Origin of the sequence: Paenibacillus sp. FSL W8-0439 (assembly GCF_038008995.1) — a bacterium.
Lineage (GTDB): Bacteria > Bacillota > Bacilli > Paenibacillales > Paenibacillaceae > Paenibacillus > Paenibacillus polymyxa.
Map to the genome: position 1 here is coordinate 641548 of NZ_JBBPAK010000001.1, position 15204 is coordinate 656751.

Below are 15204 nucleotides of genomic sequence, written 5' to 3' on the forward strand. Positions count from 1 at the left end.
GAAATGAAAGGGACTAATACATGATTTCTCATCGACTGCTTACCTACGAAACTATTTATCAATTAACGGACCAGATTCATAGGGATCAACACTTGTTATTCTATAGCTATTTAACTCAACGTAAGGAGCAGGCTAAATTTGTTGGTCAATATGTAGATGACAAGCTGACAGGGGTCTTAGCATACTTTTGTGGGCTCTCCTTCCCTGCGTTTTCTTTCCACTGCATCAACCGAGAGCAGCTTAACTTCCTAGCTCTTATTGCTTTTACAGAGGAACTCATTCAACTTAAGAAAAATACCGTTTGTGGTACAATCCTGTGTGATTGTGACCTACAACTTTTTCAGTCTCATGGGCTCATAACGGGTAACCCACAACGTTTCTTAACAATGAAGCATAGGGATCAATCGAAACTGCTCGATTCAAACGTGGCTGAGCTAGTTAAGGAAAATGACATTTCAGATATAGTGGATTTATTGCGAAATGGGGGCATGAAATTTTTTACGAGCAGCGAACTTGAACAATATCCTTTCCTTGGGATCAAGGAATGTGGCCATTTTATTGCCGCAGGCGGCTTCCACTTTTATGATTCTAAGCTCGTGGAGATCGGAAACATATATACAAGCCCTGCTCACAGGGGGAAAGGACTAGCAAAGCACTTGACGAGCCAACTTACAAAACTGGGTAGAACACTATCATCAGATGTCTATCTGGGAGTACTGGAGGAGAACCAGGCTGCTGTACAACTTTACAAAGGATTAGGATATGAGGTTACGGCTGAGCAAACGATTGTTGATTTTAAACTATCTATTGATTGACGAACGAGGAGGGAGAAGGCCCTGGAACAGAATGATATTAATGTTCATCGACTGGCTGGCGAGATCCGTCAAATTTTACACAAGAGAATGGATAAACTAGGTATAGCATACGGCATCGTTAGCGAATTTAGTTATAATCCTGAGGAACTACCATCTTGGATTATTAGTATCAAGGATTCTGAAATCGTACTCACCTCGGCCATCTTGTTCCAATATCTGAAACGGCATCAAAATTTGAAGGATGCGTTAACTCATTTTATGCGCGATCACTTTTCATACTTTAATTAAACAGTATCCACTGGATTATATAAAACTTACTTAAAGGTACATATCATATAGTCAACAGGAGGGTACAAAATATGTGGTTTAGGAAGAAAGAAACGCAACTGGATCGAATACAAAACAAACTGAATCAGGCTATGAGCAAAGACAAGGATTTCTTGGTGTTTGGAGCATCCTCACATCAATATAAGGTTAATGAGAAGCTTACAGCAAAAGCGCTGGCGGACTGGCAAGCCCACAATCAGGTCACACTTCCTGAGCCTTACGCGCTGTTTTTAACGAACGTCGGCAACGGAGGCGCCGGACCCTATTATGGAATTTATCCGATTGAAAAGACAACTTCCTATACCGAGCACCAGGCACTCCTTGCAAAATCCGTTCTGCATCCCGGGATGACCAAAGAGGAATGGAACCATCTGATTGAGCCCCTGACCAAGGATGAGGACATCCCCGACGAGGAATACGATGACGCCCGTAATAAGGTGCTGGGCGGCATGTTGTGCATAGGCACCCAAGGCTGCGAATACGACATGTATCTCGTACTTGAAGGGAAATACAGGGGGAGAATTGTGTACACCTCCGATTTTCATCCCGATCATCCCTTTTTCTTTGTCTATGAAGACAGCTTTCTGGACTGGTACGAACGCTGGCTGGATGAAATTATTCTGGATTATGATATTGGGTGGTTTGGCAGTCGAATGCCGGGTGATGAGAATGCGCTGATCCAGATTTATCAGAGCGCTCCAAACGAAGAAATCCAAGCCAAAGCGCTTGATGGAATGTTCAAATTTAAAGTAGTTTCTCAGCCAACCCTTGTTTTTATGAAAAAAATTGCGGAGCAAAGCCCAAAAAATCGAGCTACAGCCATTAGGCTAATTTGCAAAACTTCTTTTGATACGGGGAGAAAATATCTTCTGGAGTTGTTGCGATCGGATGAATATGAGGATTTTCTGCAAGCTTTAATGATTCTGCACGCTTCCAGTAAAACAGTAAATTTAAAGGAATTTATTCCAGTGATTTTGCACAGTCTTGACAGGATTCACGACCCGGAAACGTTGCGTTATGCAGGATATATCCTGGAGGATTACGGTGCGATTACGCTCCAGAACTTTGCGCCTTTCTTGTGTGACGCCGATCCGAAAATGCAAACCACTGCCATCTATGCCGCACGCAGTTGCGAAAACAAGCTGGGAAGCTGGCAGATCATTGAACAGATGTTGGTGGGGGGCGACCCGCATGTTCTGAAAAACTCAATTTTATATTGGGGCGTTATTCCACATGAGAAGTTGCTGCCTTACTATCAGGCGGTATGGCCTGAATATAAAAGGAATCCGAATTTCAAAGAAAAATTTATCGGTTGTTTGCGAGAACTGCATTTGCCAGATGATTATTTTGACAAGGGCGAATCGTGAGAAATGAGATCTGGAAATGACGATGATAACGTGCTAGTCAATCTACAAGGTAAATCAATAAAAAGCGAATTGAAAAAAGGGCAATCCCGCAAAAGGACAGCCCCATAAGCGAGCTATTTTATTGAATTTTTCGTTGCCTTATACATATTTTCTACGTGTTCGTCTACTTCGTCTCGTGACATGCGTAAGCGAGGCACAGAGGTACCAAATCCGATTTCTATTTTCCCCTCTTCTAATCCTTTGAAAATTCCATCTGCGAAGGCATCTAATGGCTCTCCATGCGTATGCAACCCCGCTCCACCTAAATCTGTATTTACTGCTGGCGGGACAACTTCAATTACCTCTACAGACGTATCAGAAAGCTGGTGTCTTAGGCTGATTGTAAAGGAATGAAGTGCCGCTTTCGTTGCTGAATAAATCGGAGCAATCACAAACGGCGTAAAGGCTAACCCAGAAGTGACGTTAATGATAGTCGCCTCTTCTTTTTTTGCAAAATAGGGAGCGAACAACATGGATAGATGGAAAGGTGCTTCAATGTTAGTGGTGATTTCTTTACTGAAATAATCCCAATTGCTTTTTACATCCGTTTTTAGAACGTTAAAGCGTTGTTGGATACCGGCGTTGTTAACTAACACATTTACTTCTGGATAGTTGGCTGTTACCCAATCCGATAAAGCTATACGCTCGGATTCCATATTCAAATCACTTACATGAGTAATAAGGCTAGGCAATTTCTCTTTCGCTTTTTGAAGTACATGTTCACGCCGTCCAGAAACAATGACTTTATTTCCAGCTTTTAAAAATCGTTCTGCAAAGGCTAATCCTATTCCAGTACTTCCACCGGTAATTAGTATTGTATTTCCTGAAAGTTTCATTATATGTTCTCTCCTTTTATTAGTTTTCGTTCTTGTTTCCTGAATGCGTTGTGCCTAAACTGTAACTTTAACTTAGATAAAATTATATATAAAAAAACGGCAGACTAGGATTTTATTCTCACATCCTAGTCTGCCGTTATTTATTTTATTTAGTCTGTCCAAAACTTATTTTCGCAAAAGACAGTTCCATCCGGCTATGTGCGCCTCACATTTATCTGGCCGGGATGTTGCGCGTTCCCTCCGTCATCGGGGAGGAGCAAAGCGGACACACCGGCGGCATGCCTGCACTGGCCCCCGTTGTGCGGCGTCCACCTACTGTGTCGCGCCGCATCCATGCCTTGCAGGCGGCGTCCGTGCATTTCCACACAGGCACATTGACGCGTGGCTCTGTCTGCGACTTAGCCGCCGCCGAAGCCGTACGTGCTGTAGGGGTTGCTGGGGCTGGTCCCGGCCTGCTGCTCACACGGGTTGCCGTGCCAGACATTGGCGAACCACCGCCAGCCCGGCTGCCATACCCCGAAGTACCCTTCGGTTGGCCGAAGCTACTGCGGCGCGTTTCTGGTTTGGAGACTTCAGGGGTGACCCCATAGGCTTCCAGCAGAAAACGCGACACGGCGGCAGGTTTGCCGTGATTGGAGGCAGGGGAGGTGATATACAGCAGCTCCTTCGCCCGGGTAACGGCTACGTAAGCGAGGCGACGCTCTTCCTCCAGCGCAGCATCGTTATCCACGGCTGTTGCGGGGGCGGCGCCTGCCCGACGATCCTCTGGCAGCTCGCTGTGTAGAGCTGAGCTGTGCGGCAGGATGCCTTCGCTGGCCCCGATCCAATATACGCAAGGGAACTCTAGTCCCTTGGCTCGGTGGATCGTCATGAGCCGAACAGCATCGCTGTCTTCCTCTCTGCGCAGAGATTCCATCTGGCGGTGGCGCTCGGAAAGCTCGTCCGCAAAGTTGACGAATGCCTCTACCGTGTCAAAGCGCTTGGCTGCCGTTTCGAGCTCCTCCAGACTTTCTTGCATCGTTTCCTTATAATGTGTCCATGCGCCTGTATCTCCGCTTTCCAAATATTTGTCATAAAAGACGCGCCGCATTTCTTGAATGGCATAGGCAGGCTTCATGGTAGTGAGACTGCGAATCAATCGAATGCGTTCTTTCACCTGTTCACGCTGAAAATCACGTAGTCGATCCCAACGGCTGAGGTGGATTAGCGGGTATTTTTTAGCCTGCTGCTTCTCTTCACGCATAATCCATTCCATTCCGGCCTCACGAGAGACATACAGCGGTCCAAGGGTGCTTGGAATAGATTCCATTCGCCGGGGATTCAGCGACAGACGCAAGTGGTCCATTAAGGGACGAATCAGAGATTGATCGTAAAATACGGCTCCCGCTCCGTACTGAATAAATGGGACATCCCGCATAATCAATTGCTCAAAAATAGATCGGCTTCCGCTGGCTGTCCGGTGCAAAATAGCGATATCCCGGTAGCGAAGCCGACCTTCCTCTACCTGTCCGAGTAGATGAGTAACAATATGTCCCGCCTCTTCCTCAGGCCCGGATGGGGTGGCAAACTGTGGCGGCAAGCCCTCACGCCCAGCAGCCGCAAGACGTTTGGAACGTCGATGAACATTTTTAGCAACGATGTTGGAACCCAGCCCCAAAATGCGCGCATCACTACGGTAATTAATATCAAGGGTGATGACCTTTGCATCTTTATAGACCTTGTCAAATTCCAGAATGGATTCCTGGCGGGCTCCGTTAAAGGTATAGATCGTCTGGTCATCATCTCCGACGACCATCAGATTGCGATGCCTCGCAGCCAATCGCTGCACCATTTCGTATTGTAGGGCATTCGTATCCTGGAATTCATCGACCATGATATAGGAAAAACGCCGTTGAAGCGGCTGAAGCACATCCGGGTCACGCAGGAGAACAGAGGCACGTAGCAGAATATCGTCAAAATCCATCTTATTGCGTTCCTGTTTCCACGCTTCATAGGCGAGCATGGCACGCTTGGCATCCGCTTCCTCGCGCATGGTTTCCGGCAACTCGTCTGCGCTACGGCCTTCCGCTTTCCAGGCGGAGAGTGCGGACAGCAGGCTTTCCGGCTGGAAAGCCTCACTCAGTCCAAGCTGGCGTAGCATCATTTTCATAACGGTATGTTGGGCCTGCGTTTCGCCGAACACTTCGTCTTGCACGCCGCGATGCCGCAGCATCGCCAAAGCGAATGAGTGGAAGGTACGCGCCTGTACTGCGCGTGCAGCGGCAGGTCGCACACCGGGTAATCCCGCGATGCGCAGCTTCATTTCGGCAGCTGCTTTGCTGGTGAAGGTCACCAGCAGGATGGAAGATGCAGGGACATCCCGCATCGCCATAAGGTAGCCTGCACGGGCTGCCAGCACCGTGGTTTTGCCGCAGCCAGCCCCTGCCAGGGTGAGAAGGGGGCCTTTACCATGGCGTACAGCCTGAATCTGCGGGCGGTTCAGATGAATGCCGGCGTTCTCTATAGCACGAAAATAGGCTGCGTCTTGGTCGCTGTCGGGTACCAGCGTTATACTGGTATCCATAGAAGCTCGACGTGCCTGAGGGCTCGTCGTTGAATAAGGAACCCCGATGGGTCGGGGGTAAAATGCAGGATTTGGGTTCATGATCCTGAAACCCCTTTCGTTCTTAAAATCTTCCATTTTCACAAATGGGGGTAGTTTTTGGTATGATAGAGTTCTAGTCAGCTTTAGATGATGATAAGAACAAGGCGATGGACTAAAATGATGCTGAATTCATGCGGATCTAGAGCTGGAGCGTCAGAACGTTAATAGGTTGACGCCAATGCCTATAGCCTTCAAACAGGCAATATGACCGCATTCCATTATACAGGAGTTCGAGGCTTGCCAACAGAAAAAAACTTTGGGATATACGGACGGTACAGTGAAATCCGGCTGGATATGGGGAGGAAATAACGATGAAGCTGATTCAACGTATAAAGGAAGGCGCTAATCGCGCAACAGAAAAGGCGCAGCATGCTGTCGAGATTAGTAAGATCAATTCGCAAATTACAACAATTCAGCAGGAAATGGATGTACACTTTTTACGAATGGGTCAAATTTTTTACGAAGGCTACCGGGCGGCCGATATGTCAATGGCTGAAACCGAGATGACACAGCTATCTACTGCTTGTGATGAGCTTCAGGATGAAATTGATGAGCTGCGTAGTAGAATTGCAGAATTGAAAAATGCCCATTTATGTACCTGTGGTGCAGTTGTGCCGCTGGATGCGAACTTTTGCCCCAAATGCGGGCGCAAGCTGAATGAAGGGCAGGCTGCCTCCAAGCAAGTAGCGGCCGTGCGGGAAGAGGTGCCGACAGACGCCTATTCGTTTGATCTGCGCAAGTCAGAGGCAGTGAAGGATGCTGCGCCTGCTTACACGGAGTATGCAGTAGATGAAGTCATCGATCGGCATGAACAGGATGAGCGGTATGAAACGCATGATCCAACGGAATTAGACCGCAATTACACAGTGTCTGATTTTACTCCGGAAGAAAAAGCTGCATTTGATGAAGAGTGGGAGCGTCGTCGTCAGGAAGAACTGGAGAAAGAACACCAGCGTCTTGAAGAACTGGAACGTGAGCGGGAGCGTCAAGAGGAGCTGGATGAGCGCATTCGATATTGGAAGGCCAACAATTCCGGGACCGAGAAGCCGGCAACACCGTCTACGCAAATACGCGAAAATGTAAAATGTCAAATCTGCACAGCGGAACTACCCAAAGGCTCCAAATGGTGCCCGCGCTGTGGAGCTGAACAGATTTGACGCAGCCGAACAGGCTGCCGCAGGACACAGACATAACGCCGGGCAGCATAGGGGGAACAGAACATATGGAGCGTTTGCTGCAACATCTGCGGAATCTGGGTTTTACGGAGATGGAAGCCAAGGTGATGGTCGAGCTTTCGAGACAAAATGCGGCGTCCGGCTATGAAGTGGCTAAGCGTTTGGGGGCATCGCGCTCCAACGTGTACGCAGCTTTGCAGCGTTTGGCCGGACAGGGATATCTCAGAGCGAGTGCAGGAGAACCTGTACGCTACAGCATGCTGCCGCCGGGTGAGCTGACCCGGATGATTGAAGGGCAGATGCGGGAATCCCTGCTGGCGGTGGAGAAGGAGATGCCACGAACAGAACCAGCCAAGCCGACCTTTTATAATGTGGAAGGTGACCGGAAGGTGCTGGAAAGCCTGACACGCGAGCTGGAACGGGCCAAGCATGAGATTGTGCTGGATTTGTGGCGTGAGGAAGCCGAACTGCTGCGGGAAGAGTTGAAAAAAGCCGAGAGTCGGGGTGTGCGACTCCTATGGTCCTGCGACAACGGAGAAAGCATGTTGGGGCCGTGGCTACCGCGTGCATCTGGTACAAACAGCCAGGAACCGTCAGGGCGCAAGTTTTCCTTTGTTATTGACCGGCGTTGGTGCATGCTGGGAATGCGGGGAGAGAATTGCCCGACACAGGCGCTTATTACCGAGCATCCGGTGATGACAGGTTTGCTGCTTGATCATTTTGCTCAGGATCTTATTTTGTATGAGCTGGAGCATGATATGGGCAGCGAGCTGTCGACCCGATATGGCTGGCGGTATGAAGGCATTGTCGGCAAATATATGTCAGCCGGAGAATAGGTTAAGGACTACTGGGAGGGAAGTTCCATCAGAGCCCGGCATACAGATGTAATATAGCCCGCTTGATGAGGCACAAATTGATCCGGTGTAATCAGGCGGCGAGTTTTTTCCGGGTTCGGCCCCGACGTAATACCTTGGGCTTCGATAAATGGAATATGGCCTTCAAACAGGGCCAGTGCTTGCTCAAGGTCTGCTTCGTACAGTCCGGCTACTTCTTCCTGCTGAAGACGATAGGCTTCCAGGGGCTGGTTGGACAGCAGTCCAAACACCGAGCTGATCTCCCGATCCCAAAAAGAGGTGCCCTGTGCGGTACCTTTACTTTCATACCGAACGGTCATCAGCGGTGTTAAGGAGGTAAAGGGAACATGAATGCCCAGTTCTTCCTCCAGCTCGCGAGCTGCCTGGGACATATCTTCGCCTGAGGTCAAATGCCCTGCTGCTGTAATATCGTAGCATCCGGGGAAGGTGTCCTTTGTATCCTGACGCTGTTGGAATAGCAAGCGGCGGCCTGTCGAAGTGTCTCGTGCCAGCCAGCAGTGAAAGGTATGGTGCCAGTATCCCTTGGCATGTGCTTCCTGTCGAGAGGCTGTGCCAAGGGGGTTGTCTTCATCGTCATAGATATCCAGAAGCTCGCTAGTCATCGTGGTTCCTCCTATAATCAGCAGAAAATCAAAGTCTTACTTTACAGTATAACGTGTTTTCCACCCTGACGATATGATGGTCGATGTGGAATGTGGAGTAGCTTTTGGGGTATGCTGGGAACATGGAGATTTGCGCCATAACATAGGTTTATGATTGAAAGGAGCGATTTTACATGGAATGTATTGTACATTTCCGAGTGATGCATCCAGAGGAGCCCAAAGAACTGCGCGGGCTGATTATGCTGGAAAGCGGAGGCAAGCCGGGGATTGACCAAATAACAGATATGTTCAAAAATATGGGCTATGACGTGCGTCCAGACAACCCGGAGGAATTGATTTTTAAACCAGTCGATGCCAGAGCGAACTATACATATATCCGGGTTATTGAGCTGGATACGGGTGAGGAAGTTTACCAAGAAGACAGAGATTTGCGCGCGATTTTGGAAAATTTGCTCAATAAACATTAATTAAAGATCAGGAGAGCAAACCAATGGAATGAGATTAAGCGATCCTGTCGCCATTCTTAGGAACGGAGAACCAATGATGAGATTGTATATTATCCGACATGCAGACCCTGATTACCCCAACAACACCATCACGCCGGAGGGACATTTGGAAGCCAAGGCACTGGCCAAACGACTGTCCAGTCACGGATTGGACCGTATTTACGTCTCTCCGTTAGGGCGGGCTTTGGACACAATGCGCTACACCACCGACTCTCTCGGTATGACTTATGAAGTGGAGGACTGGACGCAGGAGCTGGCTCTAAAGCTGGAGGATACTCCATACGGTCGTCTTTCCCATTGGGATTTGCCTGGTGAAGTGATTCGTTCCGGGTCGCCTCTGCCGACTCATGACTCTTGGAAGGAAATTTCCTATTATCAGGGGACGCAAAGTCCCGAAACCTTCGAGCGACTGAAGGTTCATTCTGATGAATTCCTGAAGCGGCAAGGCTTTGAGCGGGTGGAGGGCAGGTACCGAATTTTGAAGCATACCGAAGACAGGGTAGCCGTATTTTGTCATGGCGGCTTCGGGCTGACCTGGCTTGCACATCTGTTGGAACTACCTTTGGCTTTGGTCTGGTCCGGTTTTTGGATGCCGCCTAGCTCTGTAACCACCATCTTGTTTGATGAACGCTCCAAGGAATGGGCAGTTCCCCGTTGCATTGGCTTCGGTGATGTCTCCCATTTGTACGCAGAAGGTTTGCCAGTCAGACCTCGGGGTATTATTACCAACTTCAGTTAATGGGATTTCTATACGATGCCAAAACGGCTTAAGACGAACCACCGTCTTAAGCCGTTTGTTGTATTTATAGGAGTATAGGTTGAGTCAGCGTGATTCAACGAATCCCTCTAGCTTGGATGTGCAATGTGCACAGCGGGTAGCAGCTATAGGAATTTCGGACAGGCAATGTGGGCATTCCTTGATCGTTTTTTCCTGAGGAGGTTTTTCTTCCTCTTTGCGCTTCAGCATGTTAATCCCTTTGACCAGCATGAACACACAGAAGGCCACGATGAGAAAGTCCAGTAGGACATTAATAAACTGACCATAGGCGAGGACCGCAATTCCTGCTTCTTTGGCTTGTGCTAGGGTTTTGCGTGTACCGTCAGAATTTAGAGGATCGGCAGCTTGTAAAGCTACATATAAGTCTGGAAAATTCATGCCGCCCAGAAGTTTACCAATCGGAGGCATAATAATATCGTTCACCACAGAAGTGACAATCTTGCCAAACGCTCCACCAATGATAACGCCGACCGCGAGGTCAATCACGTTCCCCCGTACAGCGAATTCTTTAAATTCTTGAATAAAACCTTTTCCGCTCATGTGATGTACACCTTCTTTACATAAAATCATTTATTTATAATACATGCTATGCCTACTGAGGGCAATTCCAAATTGATGTATTGCACTTTGTCACAAAACCACATGTTCATTTGTCTTCTATATGTAAACCAATAATGGAGGCGATATATCGTGAGTTTAAGATTTAATCACAGAGCAGTGAGTCCTAGTACATTCAAGGCAATGATGGAGATGGAAAAATATATTTCCGGCCGTTTTACAGACAAAGTTTTGTACGAACTATTGAAAATTAGAGTATCCCAAATCAATGGCTGTTCCTATTGTCTTGATATGCATGCAAAGGATTTGCTAAAACTAGGCGATTATGCTGACCATATTTTGCAGCTTGCTTTATGGCGGGAGGTTCCTTTGTTCACGGAAAAAGAACGTGCTATGCTTGAATTAGCCGAAGCGGTCACTCATATCTCAGAGCAAGGGGTACCTACAGACTTGTATAATCGGGTCAGAGAACATTTTACAGAGGAAGAGTACGTAGATTTGATTACCGCAATTAATGTGATCAACAGCTGGAACCGGATTGCCATAGCGACCGGAATGTATCCAGGCAGTCTTTAATGAATGGGGGCTATGTTTTGTCTGGCAAAGAATACGGAATTGAACAAGAATCGGTGGATGTAAGTCTGGAGGAGCTGTATCAGAAATATCGCAAATATTCTTTTGCCATTGCTTATCGCATGCTTGGAACGGTGACGGATGCCGAGGATGTCGTTCAAGACTGCTTTGTCGAGCTGGAGCATAAGCCCCTGAATGACATAAAGAACCCCAGAGCCTATGTAGCCAAAATGACGATGAATCGGTGCTTGAATCTGCTGAATTCTGCGCGCAAGCAAAGAGAGACGTATGTAGGACAGTGGCTGCCGGAGCCGCTGGGTGAGAGCGCGGATCTCCCTGCCGATTGGTTAGAACGCAAAGATATGATATCTTACGCATTTCTGGTTCTGCTGGAGCAACTAAAGCCGATAGAGCGGGCTGTTTTCGTGCTGAGAGAAGCTTTTCAATATGATTATAAAGATATTGCGGAATTACTGGGCAAGTCCGAGAGCAACTGTCGTCAGTTGTTCAGTCGCTCCCGTCGTATTCTATCTTCCGGAGACTCTGCTCCTGAAGCTCCAATCAGTCCTAATATAAATAACTCTTCCCGGGTAAAACTGCTGGAACGTTTTACAACTGCTTTTCTCGCCTACGATGTGACTGCTATGCTGGAACTACTGGCTGAACAACCTGTATTCGTGTCAGATGGTGGAGGTAATGTGCATACGGTGATGAGACCGATGGTTGTACGCAAAGGCGTTCTCGCACTGTTGACCTCTCGTCGGGTATTAACTGTTTTACGAGAAAGAGATGTGGTCCACACGGTCATCAATGGTGAGGTTCAGCTGGCATTTCTGAAAGACGGTGAAGTGAGAGAGACCTTGTGTCTCAGACTGGCACCGGACGGGGAGCATATTCAGAATTTTTATTTAATGGTTAATCCAGATAAGCTAGGACACATTCATATAAGGACAGAAGAAGCAAGTGTAAAAGAATGAGCTGCCCAAACGGAAAAACCTTGAATCCTTGTTTAGGATCAAGGTTTTTTGCTGTTTTATAACTGCCGGGCTTGATGAAGAGCTAGATCGCCTATCCAGGGAAGCTTGAGCCACTTTCCTTGTCCCGCACGAATTAACAAGATAATCCACAAGGCAAGGCTTGTCAGCGTTAGCAGGGAAGCGAGCAAAGGACCGAGTAGCGGAATGAATCCGACTAGCACATGCCCGATCATGAGGGCTACAAAAAGAAGTATGGATTGCAGTGCGTGAAATAATACGAACCGGCTTTTCTTTTCCAGCATGACAAAGGCCAGCGCTCCAATAAATGCGAACAAATAGCACAGGACAGCTGCTATATTTTCATCCAGTCCTGTGGAAGACTTATAGACTGACATGTCAGGCATATCCTCCTTTATAAATGATTCAAGCTAAGTCTCCGTACTATACAAGCTATGAGGACAGGATTGAAGGATATGCCCGATCTCGGTAAAAAAGTTAACTCTACATATTGAACCACTTTCACCTTACGAATTGCCTGATAGTCTTTCCCGAGAATCCGTTTCTGTTCCCGCCAAACGTTTTAGAAACGTATTTCTCCAGTTTACGGACAATTCTTCCACTTCGAGAATTTGTTTAATACCCTCGATATGATCCTTCTCTTGATGCATAATTCGATTGGCAAATGAAACCGTAATTGCTTTCGGATGGCGATGAAGGAGGGATAGTCCGTCGGCTTTAGAGGCAACTCCTTCTTCCAGAACGCGGAAGTAGAATCCCGTGTAGCCTGTTTGCTGTACCTTCAGGGGCATGTCCGGTACGCCGTACTTGAGGGACAACTTGTAGCAAGGCTGTCTCGGCTGGCTAACTTGAACGATAGCTTTGCCAAGCTTAAAGACGTCTCCAATGCAAACGTCGGATTCTAGCAAACCCTTTATCGTTAAATTTTCACCGAATGCGCCGTAATCGAGCGGCCTCCGCAATTCATTTTCCCAGAAGGGGTAGTGCTCGTAGGGATAGACGCATACAGCTTTCTCGTGCCCTCCGTGATGAACTAGATCGCCCTGCCCATCCCCCTCGAAGTTTAGATAAGATAAATACAGATATTCATCTGTGGCCGATTTGAATATCCCCGTAGAAACATCCTTCTGATTAAACCGGATCTGCTTGGGCATGCCGACATTAAGAGAAAGGATTTTAATAGATGCCATTCGGATCACCTCTACTCCAAATTTTGGTCAACGAGTTTCGCTAGATGCTTCTATATTCACGTGCCTGCATTCCTGTTCCGCTTTCATCACGTCCATGATGACACCGCCTTTTTACATTTCGGTAATTTCTCTTGTGACTCTGTTCGTCCCCGTTTCCATTTTACACTTCTCCATGCGCTATTTGCGAATTAGAGAATGTGTATAAAAATACGAAAAAGGCTGAACGAAAAAGATTCGTTCAGCCTTTTAAACGGTTATACACATGTTTTGCACATGTTGTACGCACTTTATCCACCGCATAATAGTGTTTATCCACAAAAACAACGTGGTTTATACACAACTTGTGCACAAACTGTAGACAATATTACAATAATTCATAGTTTGCACACAGTTTGTCCACAAACTATCAACATATTGGTAGTAATTGTGGATATACTTCCGTGATTATCGGTCGCCAGTTTTTAAATGACGGCGCGGGTGTGTGATTTTACCCATTTTATTCTTGTCATCCTCTTTGGGGATAAGTCGTTCATCGGTACGTCCTTCGTGATGGTTATCAAAGGCATATTCGGTCATTTTCCACTCGGAAGTACCCAAAACAACATCAGCGGGAAAGTGCTGGCCTCTGTGCAAATGCTGCTCATGTCCATCCTCATCCACATAAATACCATCCACTTCTACCTTTTCACCCGTTAGTGGGAGTAAATCCTTTCCTTTGTGTTCCATTGGTATCCCCTCCGTCTGGCTTATTCTTCGTTAATTTGTCCGGACGGAGGTTCTTTTATCCACAAGCTGCTGTAAAATATCCTCGGCAATCTGGTCTGCGGGATGAGGCTTGCGAAGTAACTCAATCGCCTGCTTCATTTCCTTAGCAAGAGAGGGAGTGGAGATCAGATCCAGACAATGTTGAATCAGTTCCTCCGTTGTGCGAGCAATGCGGGCAGCTCCTTTTTGCTGCAGATACAGAGCATTATTTAGTTCCTGACCGGGTACGGGTTTGAACACCAGGATAGGCAAACCCGATGCGATGCTTTCCGAGAGTGTGATACCGCCGGGCTTTGTAATCACCAGGCTGCTTGCTCGCATAAGTGCTGGAACGTAGTCCACAAATCCATAGGTGTAGATGTCGGGGTGGTCTGCATACAGCGCATCCAGTTCTGCTTTTAGCTGCTGGTTGCGTCCACAGACGATTAGCAGTCGCAGCTGCGGCAGCTGGCTTAAATGATGACAGATATCCAGTATGCCGGATAACACACCATATGCACCTGCCATAATCAGCAGCGTGGTTGTCTCAGCCCGTAACGGTGGGATTACCTGTTGCTGATCAGGGGGTTCGTTGACAGATAGGTTATAAAAAGAAGCGTGAATCGGAATCCCAGTCGCGGCAATACGTTCGATAGGTATTCCCCGCTGTGCGGCCTCCTGCTGCAGATCCTCAGTAGCTACATAGTAGCGGTCAATATCGGGATGTAGCCAGCGCCCATGCAGGTCAAAGTCTGTAACCACGTTGACAATAGGCAAATTCATCCTCATTTTGCGGCGTAACGCTGGAAGAGCGAGCTGCGGGAACGTATGGATCACGAGGTCCGGCAACTCCTTTTTCAGTGTAAGAGCAAGTTGACGCATTCCGAATGAATGCAACACATGGCCAAAGGCTGATTTAGCCTGCATACCGCGCGTGATGTTATAGACCCAGCCGTAAAGCTGTGGAATGGTTTTGAAACTTTGCATATATACAAATTTGGTCAGCCCATTCAACCATGGATGAGATTCAGCCATCAGGTCGAGTAGTTGTACCTCGCAGTGTCCGAGTCTTCGCAGACTATCCATGATTGCCCGAGCGGCCTGCACATGGCCTTCCCCGTAGCTGGCGTATAAAATTAGAATTTTCGGTGCTGAGACTTTCATGATTGTTTAGCCCCCT

Annotated in this window: 16 protein-coding genes; 8 read left to right on the forward strand and 8 right to left on the reverse strand. The window is 47.6% G+C overall.

Annotated features, from left to right (window positions below; all coding sequences use genetic code 11):
- Nucleotides 1-20: 20 nt before the first annotated feature.
- Complete coding sequence (locus MKX36_RS02885) at nucleotides 21-815, forward strand: GNAT family N-acetyltransferase (RefSeq protein WP_340864181.1); 795 nt, start codon at nucleotides 21-23, stop codon at nucleotides 813-815.
- A gap of 359 nt (nucleotides 816-1174) precedes the next feature.
- The gene (locus MKX36_RS02890; RefSeq protein ID WP_340864182.1) at nucleotides 1175-2509 is read left to right on the forward strand and encodes an SMI1/KNR4 family protein; all 1335 of its coding nucleotides are present in this window, start codon (nucleotides 1175-1177) and stop codon (nucleotides 2507-2509) included.
- Between the two features lie 113 nt (nucleotides 2510-2622).
- Here MKX36_RS02890 and MKX36_RS02895 read toward each other — a convergent pair whose 3' ends face one another.
- Together MKX36_RS02895 and MKX36_RS02900 are read right to left on the reverse strand one after the other, a co-directional pair.
- Nucleotides 2623-3384, reverse strand: coding sequence for an SDR family oxidoreductase (locus MKX36_RS02895; RefSeq protein ID WP_340864183.1), 762 nt, complete (start codon nucleotides 3382-3384; stop codon nucleotides 2623-2625).
- Nucleotides 3385-3595: 211 nt separating this feature from the next.
- Nucleotides 3596-6028 carry a UvrD-helicase domain-containing protein gene (locus MKX36_RS02900; RefSeq protein WP_340864184.1) on the reverse strand — a complete coding sequence of 811 codons (2433 nt, stop codon included), beginning with the start codon at nucleotides 6026-6028 and terminating at the stop codon, nucleotides 3596-3598.
- Nucleotides 6029-6339: 311 nt separating this feature from the next.
- On the opposite strand from MKX36_RS02900, the gene MKX36_RS02905 reads away from it, so the two are divergent.
- On the forward strand, nucleotides 6340-7185 hold the full coding sequence (locus tag MKX36_RS02905) for a zinc ribbon domain-containing protein (protein ID WP_340864185.1): 846 nt from the start codon (nucleotides 6340-6342) through the stop codon (nucleotides 7183-7185).
- A gap of 65 nt (nucleotides 7186-7250) precedes the next feature.
- A complete protein-coding gene (locus MKX36_RS02910) occupies nucleotides 7251-8039 on the forward strand; it encodes a TrmB family transcriptional regulator (RefSeq protein WP_250249071.1) in 789 nt (262 codons plus the stop codon).
- Between the two features lie 8 nt (nucleotides 8040-8047).
- On the opposite strand, the gene MKX36_RS02915 is transcribed toward MKX36_RS02910, so the two are convergent.
- Entirely contained in the window at nucleotides 8048-8680 is a 633-nt protein-coding gene (locus MKX36_RS02915; RefSeq protein ID WP_117290114.1) for an NUDIX hydrolase, read from the reverse strand.
- A 173-nt stretch (nucleotides 8681-8853) separates the two neighbouring features.
- Between MKX36_RS02915 and MKX36_RS02920 the strand changes: the two genes are divergently transcribed.
- Complete coding sequence (locus MKX36_RS02920; protein ID WP_016819532.1) at nucleotides 8854-9147, forward strand: hypothetical protein; 294 nt, start codon at nucleotides 8854-8856, stop codon at nucleotides 9145-9147.
- Between the two features lie 76 nt (nucleotides 9148-9223).
- Nucleotides 9224-9925, forward strand: coding sequence for a histidine phosphatase family protein (locus MKX36_RS02925; RefSeq protein WP_025363925.1), 702 nt, complete (start codon nucleotides 9224-9226; stop codon nucleotides 9923-9925).
- A gap of 84 nt (nucleotides 9926-10009) precedes the next feature.
- Here the strand turns inward: MKX36_RS02925 and mscL are convergent, their stop codons facing one another.
- Complete coding sequence (gene mscL / locus MKX36_RS02930) at nucleotides 10010-10504, reverse strand: large conductance mechanosensitive channel protein MscL (RefSeq protein ID WP_222821966.1); 495 nt, start codon at nucleotides 10502-10504, stop codon at nucleotides 10010-10012.
- Between the two features lie 150 nt (nucleotides 10505-10654).
- Between mscL and MKX36_RS02935 the strand changes: the two genes are divergently transcribed.
- Nucleotides 10655-11098: a carboxymuconolactone decarboxylase family protein gene (locus MKX36_RS02935; protein WP_016819535.1), complete on the forward strand. Its 444-nt coding sequence runs from the start codon at nucleotides 10655-10657 to the stop codon at nucleotides 11096-11098.
- Nucleotides 11099-11115: 17 nt separating this feature from the next.
- A complete protein-coding gene (locus tag MKX36_RS02940) occupies nucleotides 11116-12072 on the forward strand; it encodes a sigma-70 family RNA polymerase sigma factor (RefSeq protein ID WP_340864186.1) in 957 nt (318 codons plus the stop codon).
- Nucleotides 12073-12128: 56 nt separating this feature from the next.
- Here the strand turns inward: MKX36_RS02940 and MKX36_RS02945 are convergent, their stop codons facing one another.
- From MKX36_RS02945 to MKX36_RS02960, 4 genes are all read right to left on the reverse strand, one after another.
- Nucleotides 12129-12467: a DUF4870 domain-containing protein gene (locus MKX36_RS02945; protein ID WP_277376319.1), complete on the reverse strand. Its 339-nt coding sequence runs from the start codon at nucleotides 12465-12467 to the stop codon at nucleotides 12129-12131.
- A gap of 129 nt (nucleotides 12468-12596) precedes the next feature.
- Nucleotides 12597-13280: an MOSC domain-containing protein gene (locus MKX36_RS02950; RefSeq protein ID WP_340864187.1), complete on the reverse strand. Its 684-nt coding sequence runs from the start codon at nucleotides 13278-13280 to the stop codon at nucleotides 12597-12599.
- A 444-nt stretch (nucleotides 13281-13724) separates the two neighbouring features.
- On the reverse strand, nucleotides 13725-14006 hold the full coding sequence (locus tag MKX36_RS02955) for a hypothetical protein (protein WP_019686045.1): 282 nt from the start codon (nucleotides 14004-14006) through the stop codon (nucleotides 13725-13727).
- 30 nt (nucleotides 14007-14036) lie between these two features.
- Nucleotides 14037-15188, reverse strand: a complete 1152-nt coding sequence (locus tag MKX36_RS02960) for an MGDG synthase family glycosyltransferase (protein ID WP_330721516.1) — start codon at nucleotides 15186-15188, stop codon at nucleotides 14037-14039.
- Between the last annotated feature and the right edge of the window lie 16 nt (nucleotides 15189-15204).

What these genes read in the sequence shown, in the direction of transcription:
- MKX36_RS02885 (WP_340864181.1), top strand. Translation starts at nt 21, where the DNA reads ATGATTTCTCATCGACTGCTTACCTACGAAACTATTTATCAATTAACG.
- MKX36_RS02890 (WP_340864182.1), top strand. Translation starts at nt 1,175, where the DNA reads ATGTGGTTTAGGAAGAAAGAAACGCAACTGGATCGAATACAAAACAAA.
- MKX36_RS02895 (WP_340864183.1), bottom strand. Translation starts at nt 3,384, where the DNA reads ATGAAACTTTCAGGAAATACAATACTAATTACCGGTGGAAGTACTGGA.
- MKX36_RS02900 (WP_340864184.1), bottom strand. Translation starts at nt 6,028, where the DNA reads ATGAACCCAAATCCTGCATTTTACCCCCGACCCATCGGGGTTCCTTAT.
- MKX36_RS02905 (WP_340864185.1), top strand. Translation starts at nt 6,340, where the DNA reads ATGAAGCTGATTCAACGTATAAAGGAAGGCGCTAATCGCGCAACAGAA.
- MKX36_RS02910 (WP_250249071.1), top strand. Translation starts at nt 7,251, where the DNA reads ATGGAGCGTTTGCTGCAACATCTGCGGAATCTGGGTTTTACGGAGATG.
- MKX36_RS02915 (WP_117290114.1), bottom strand. Translation starts at nt 8,680, where the DNA reads ATGACTAGCGAGCTTCTGGATATCTATGACGATGAAGACAACCCCCTT.
- MKX36_RS02920 (WP_016819532.1), top strand. Translation starts at nt 8,854, where the DNA reads ATGGAATGTATTGTACATTTCCGAGTGATGCATCCAGAGGAGCCCAAA.
- MKX36_RS02925 (WP_025363925.1), top strand. Translation starts at nt 9,224, where the DNA reads ATGAGATTGTATATTATCCGACATGCAGACCCTGATTACCCCAACAAC.
- mscL (WP_222821966.1), bottom strand. Translation starts at nt 10,504, where the DNA reads ATGAGCGGAAAAGGTTTTATTCAAGAATTTAAAGAATTCGCTGTACGG.
- MKX36_RS02945 (WP_277376319.1), bottom strand. Translation starts at nt 12,467, where the DNA reads ATGTCAGTCTATAAGTCTTCCACAGGACTGGATGAAAATATAGCAGCT.
- MKX36_RS02950 (WP_340864187.1), bottom strand. Translation starts at nt 13,280, where the DNA reads ATGGCATCTATTAAAATCCTTTCTCTTAATGTCGGCATGCCCAAGCAG.
- MKX36_RS02955 (WP_019686045.1), bottom strand. Translation starts at nt 14,006, where the DNA reads ATGGAACACAAAGGAAAGGATTTACTCCCACTAACGGGTGAAAAGGTA.
- MKX36_RS02960 (WP_330721516.1), bottom strand. Translation starts at nt 15,188, where the DNA reads ATGAAAGTCTCAGCACCGAAAATTCTAATTTTATACGCCAGCTACGGG.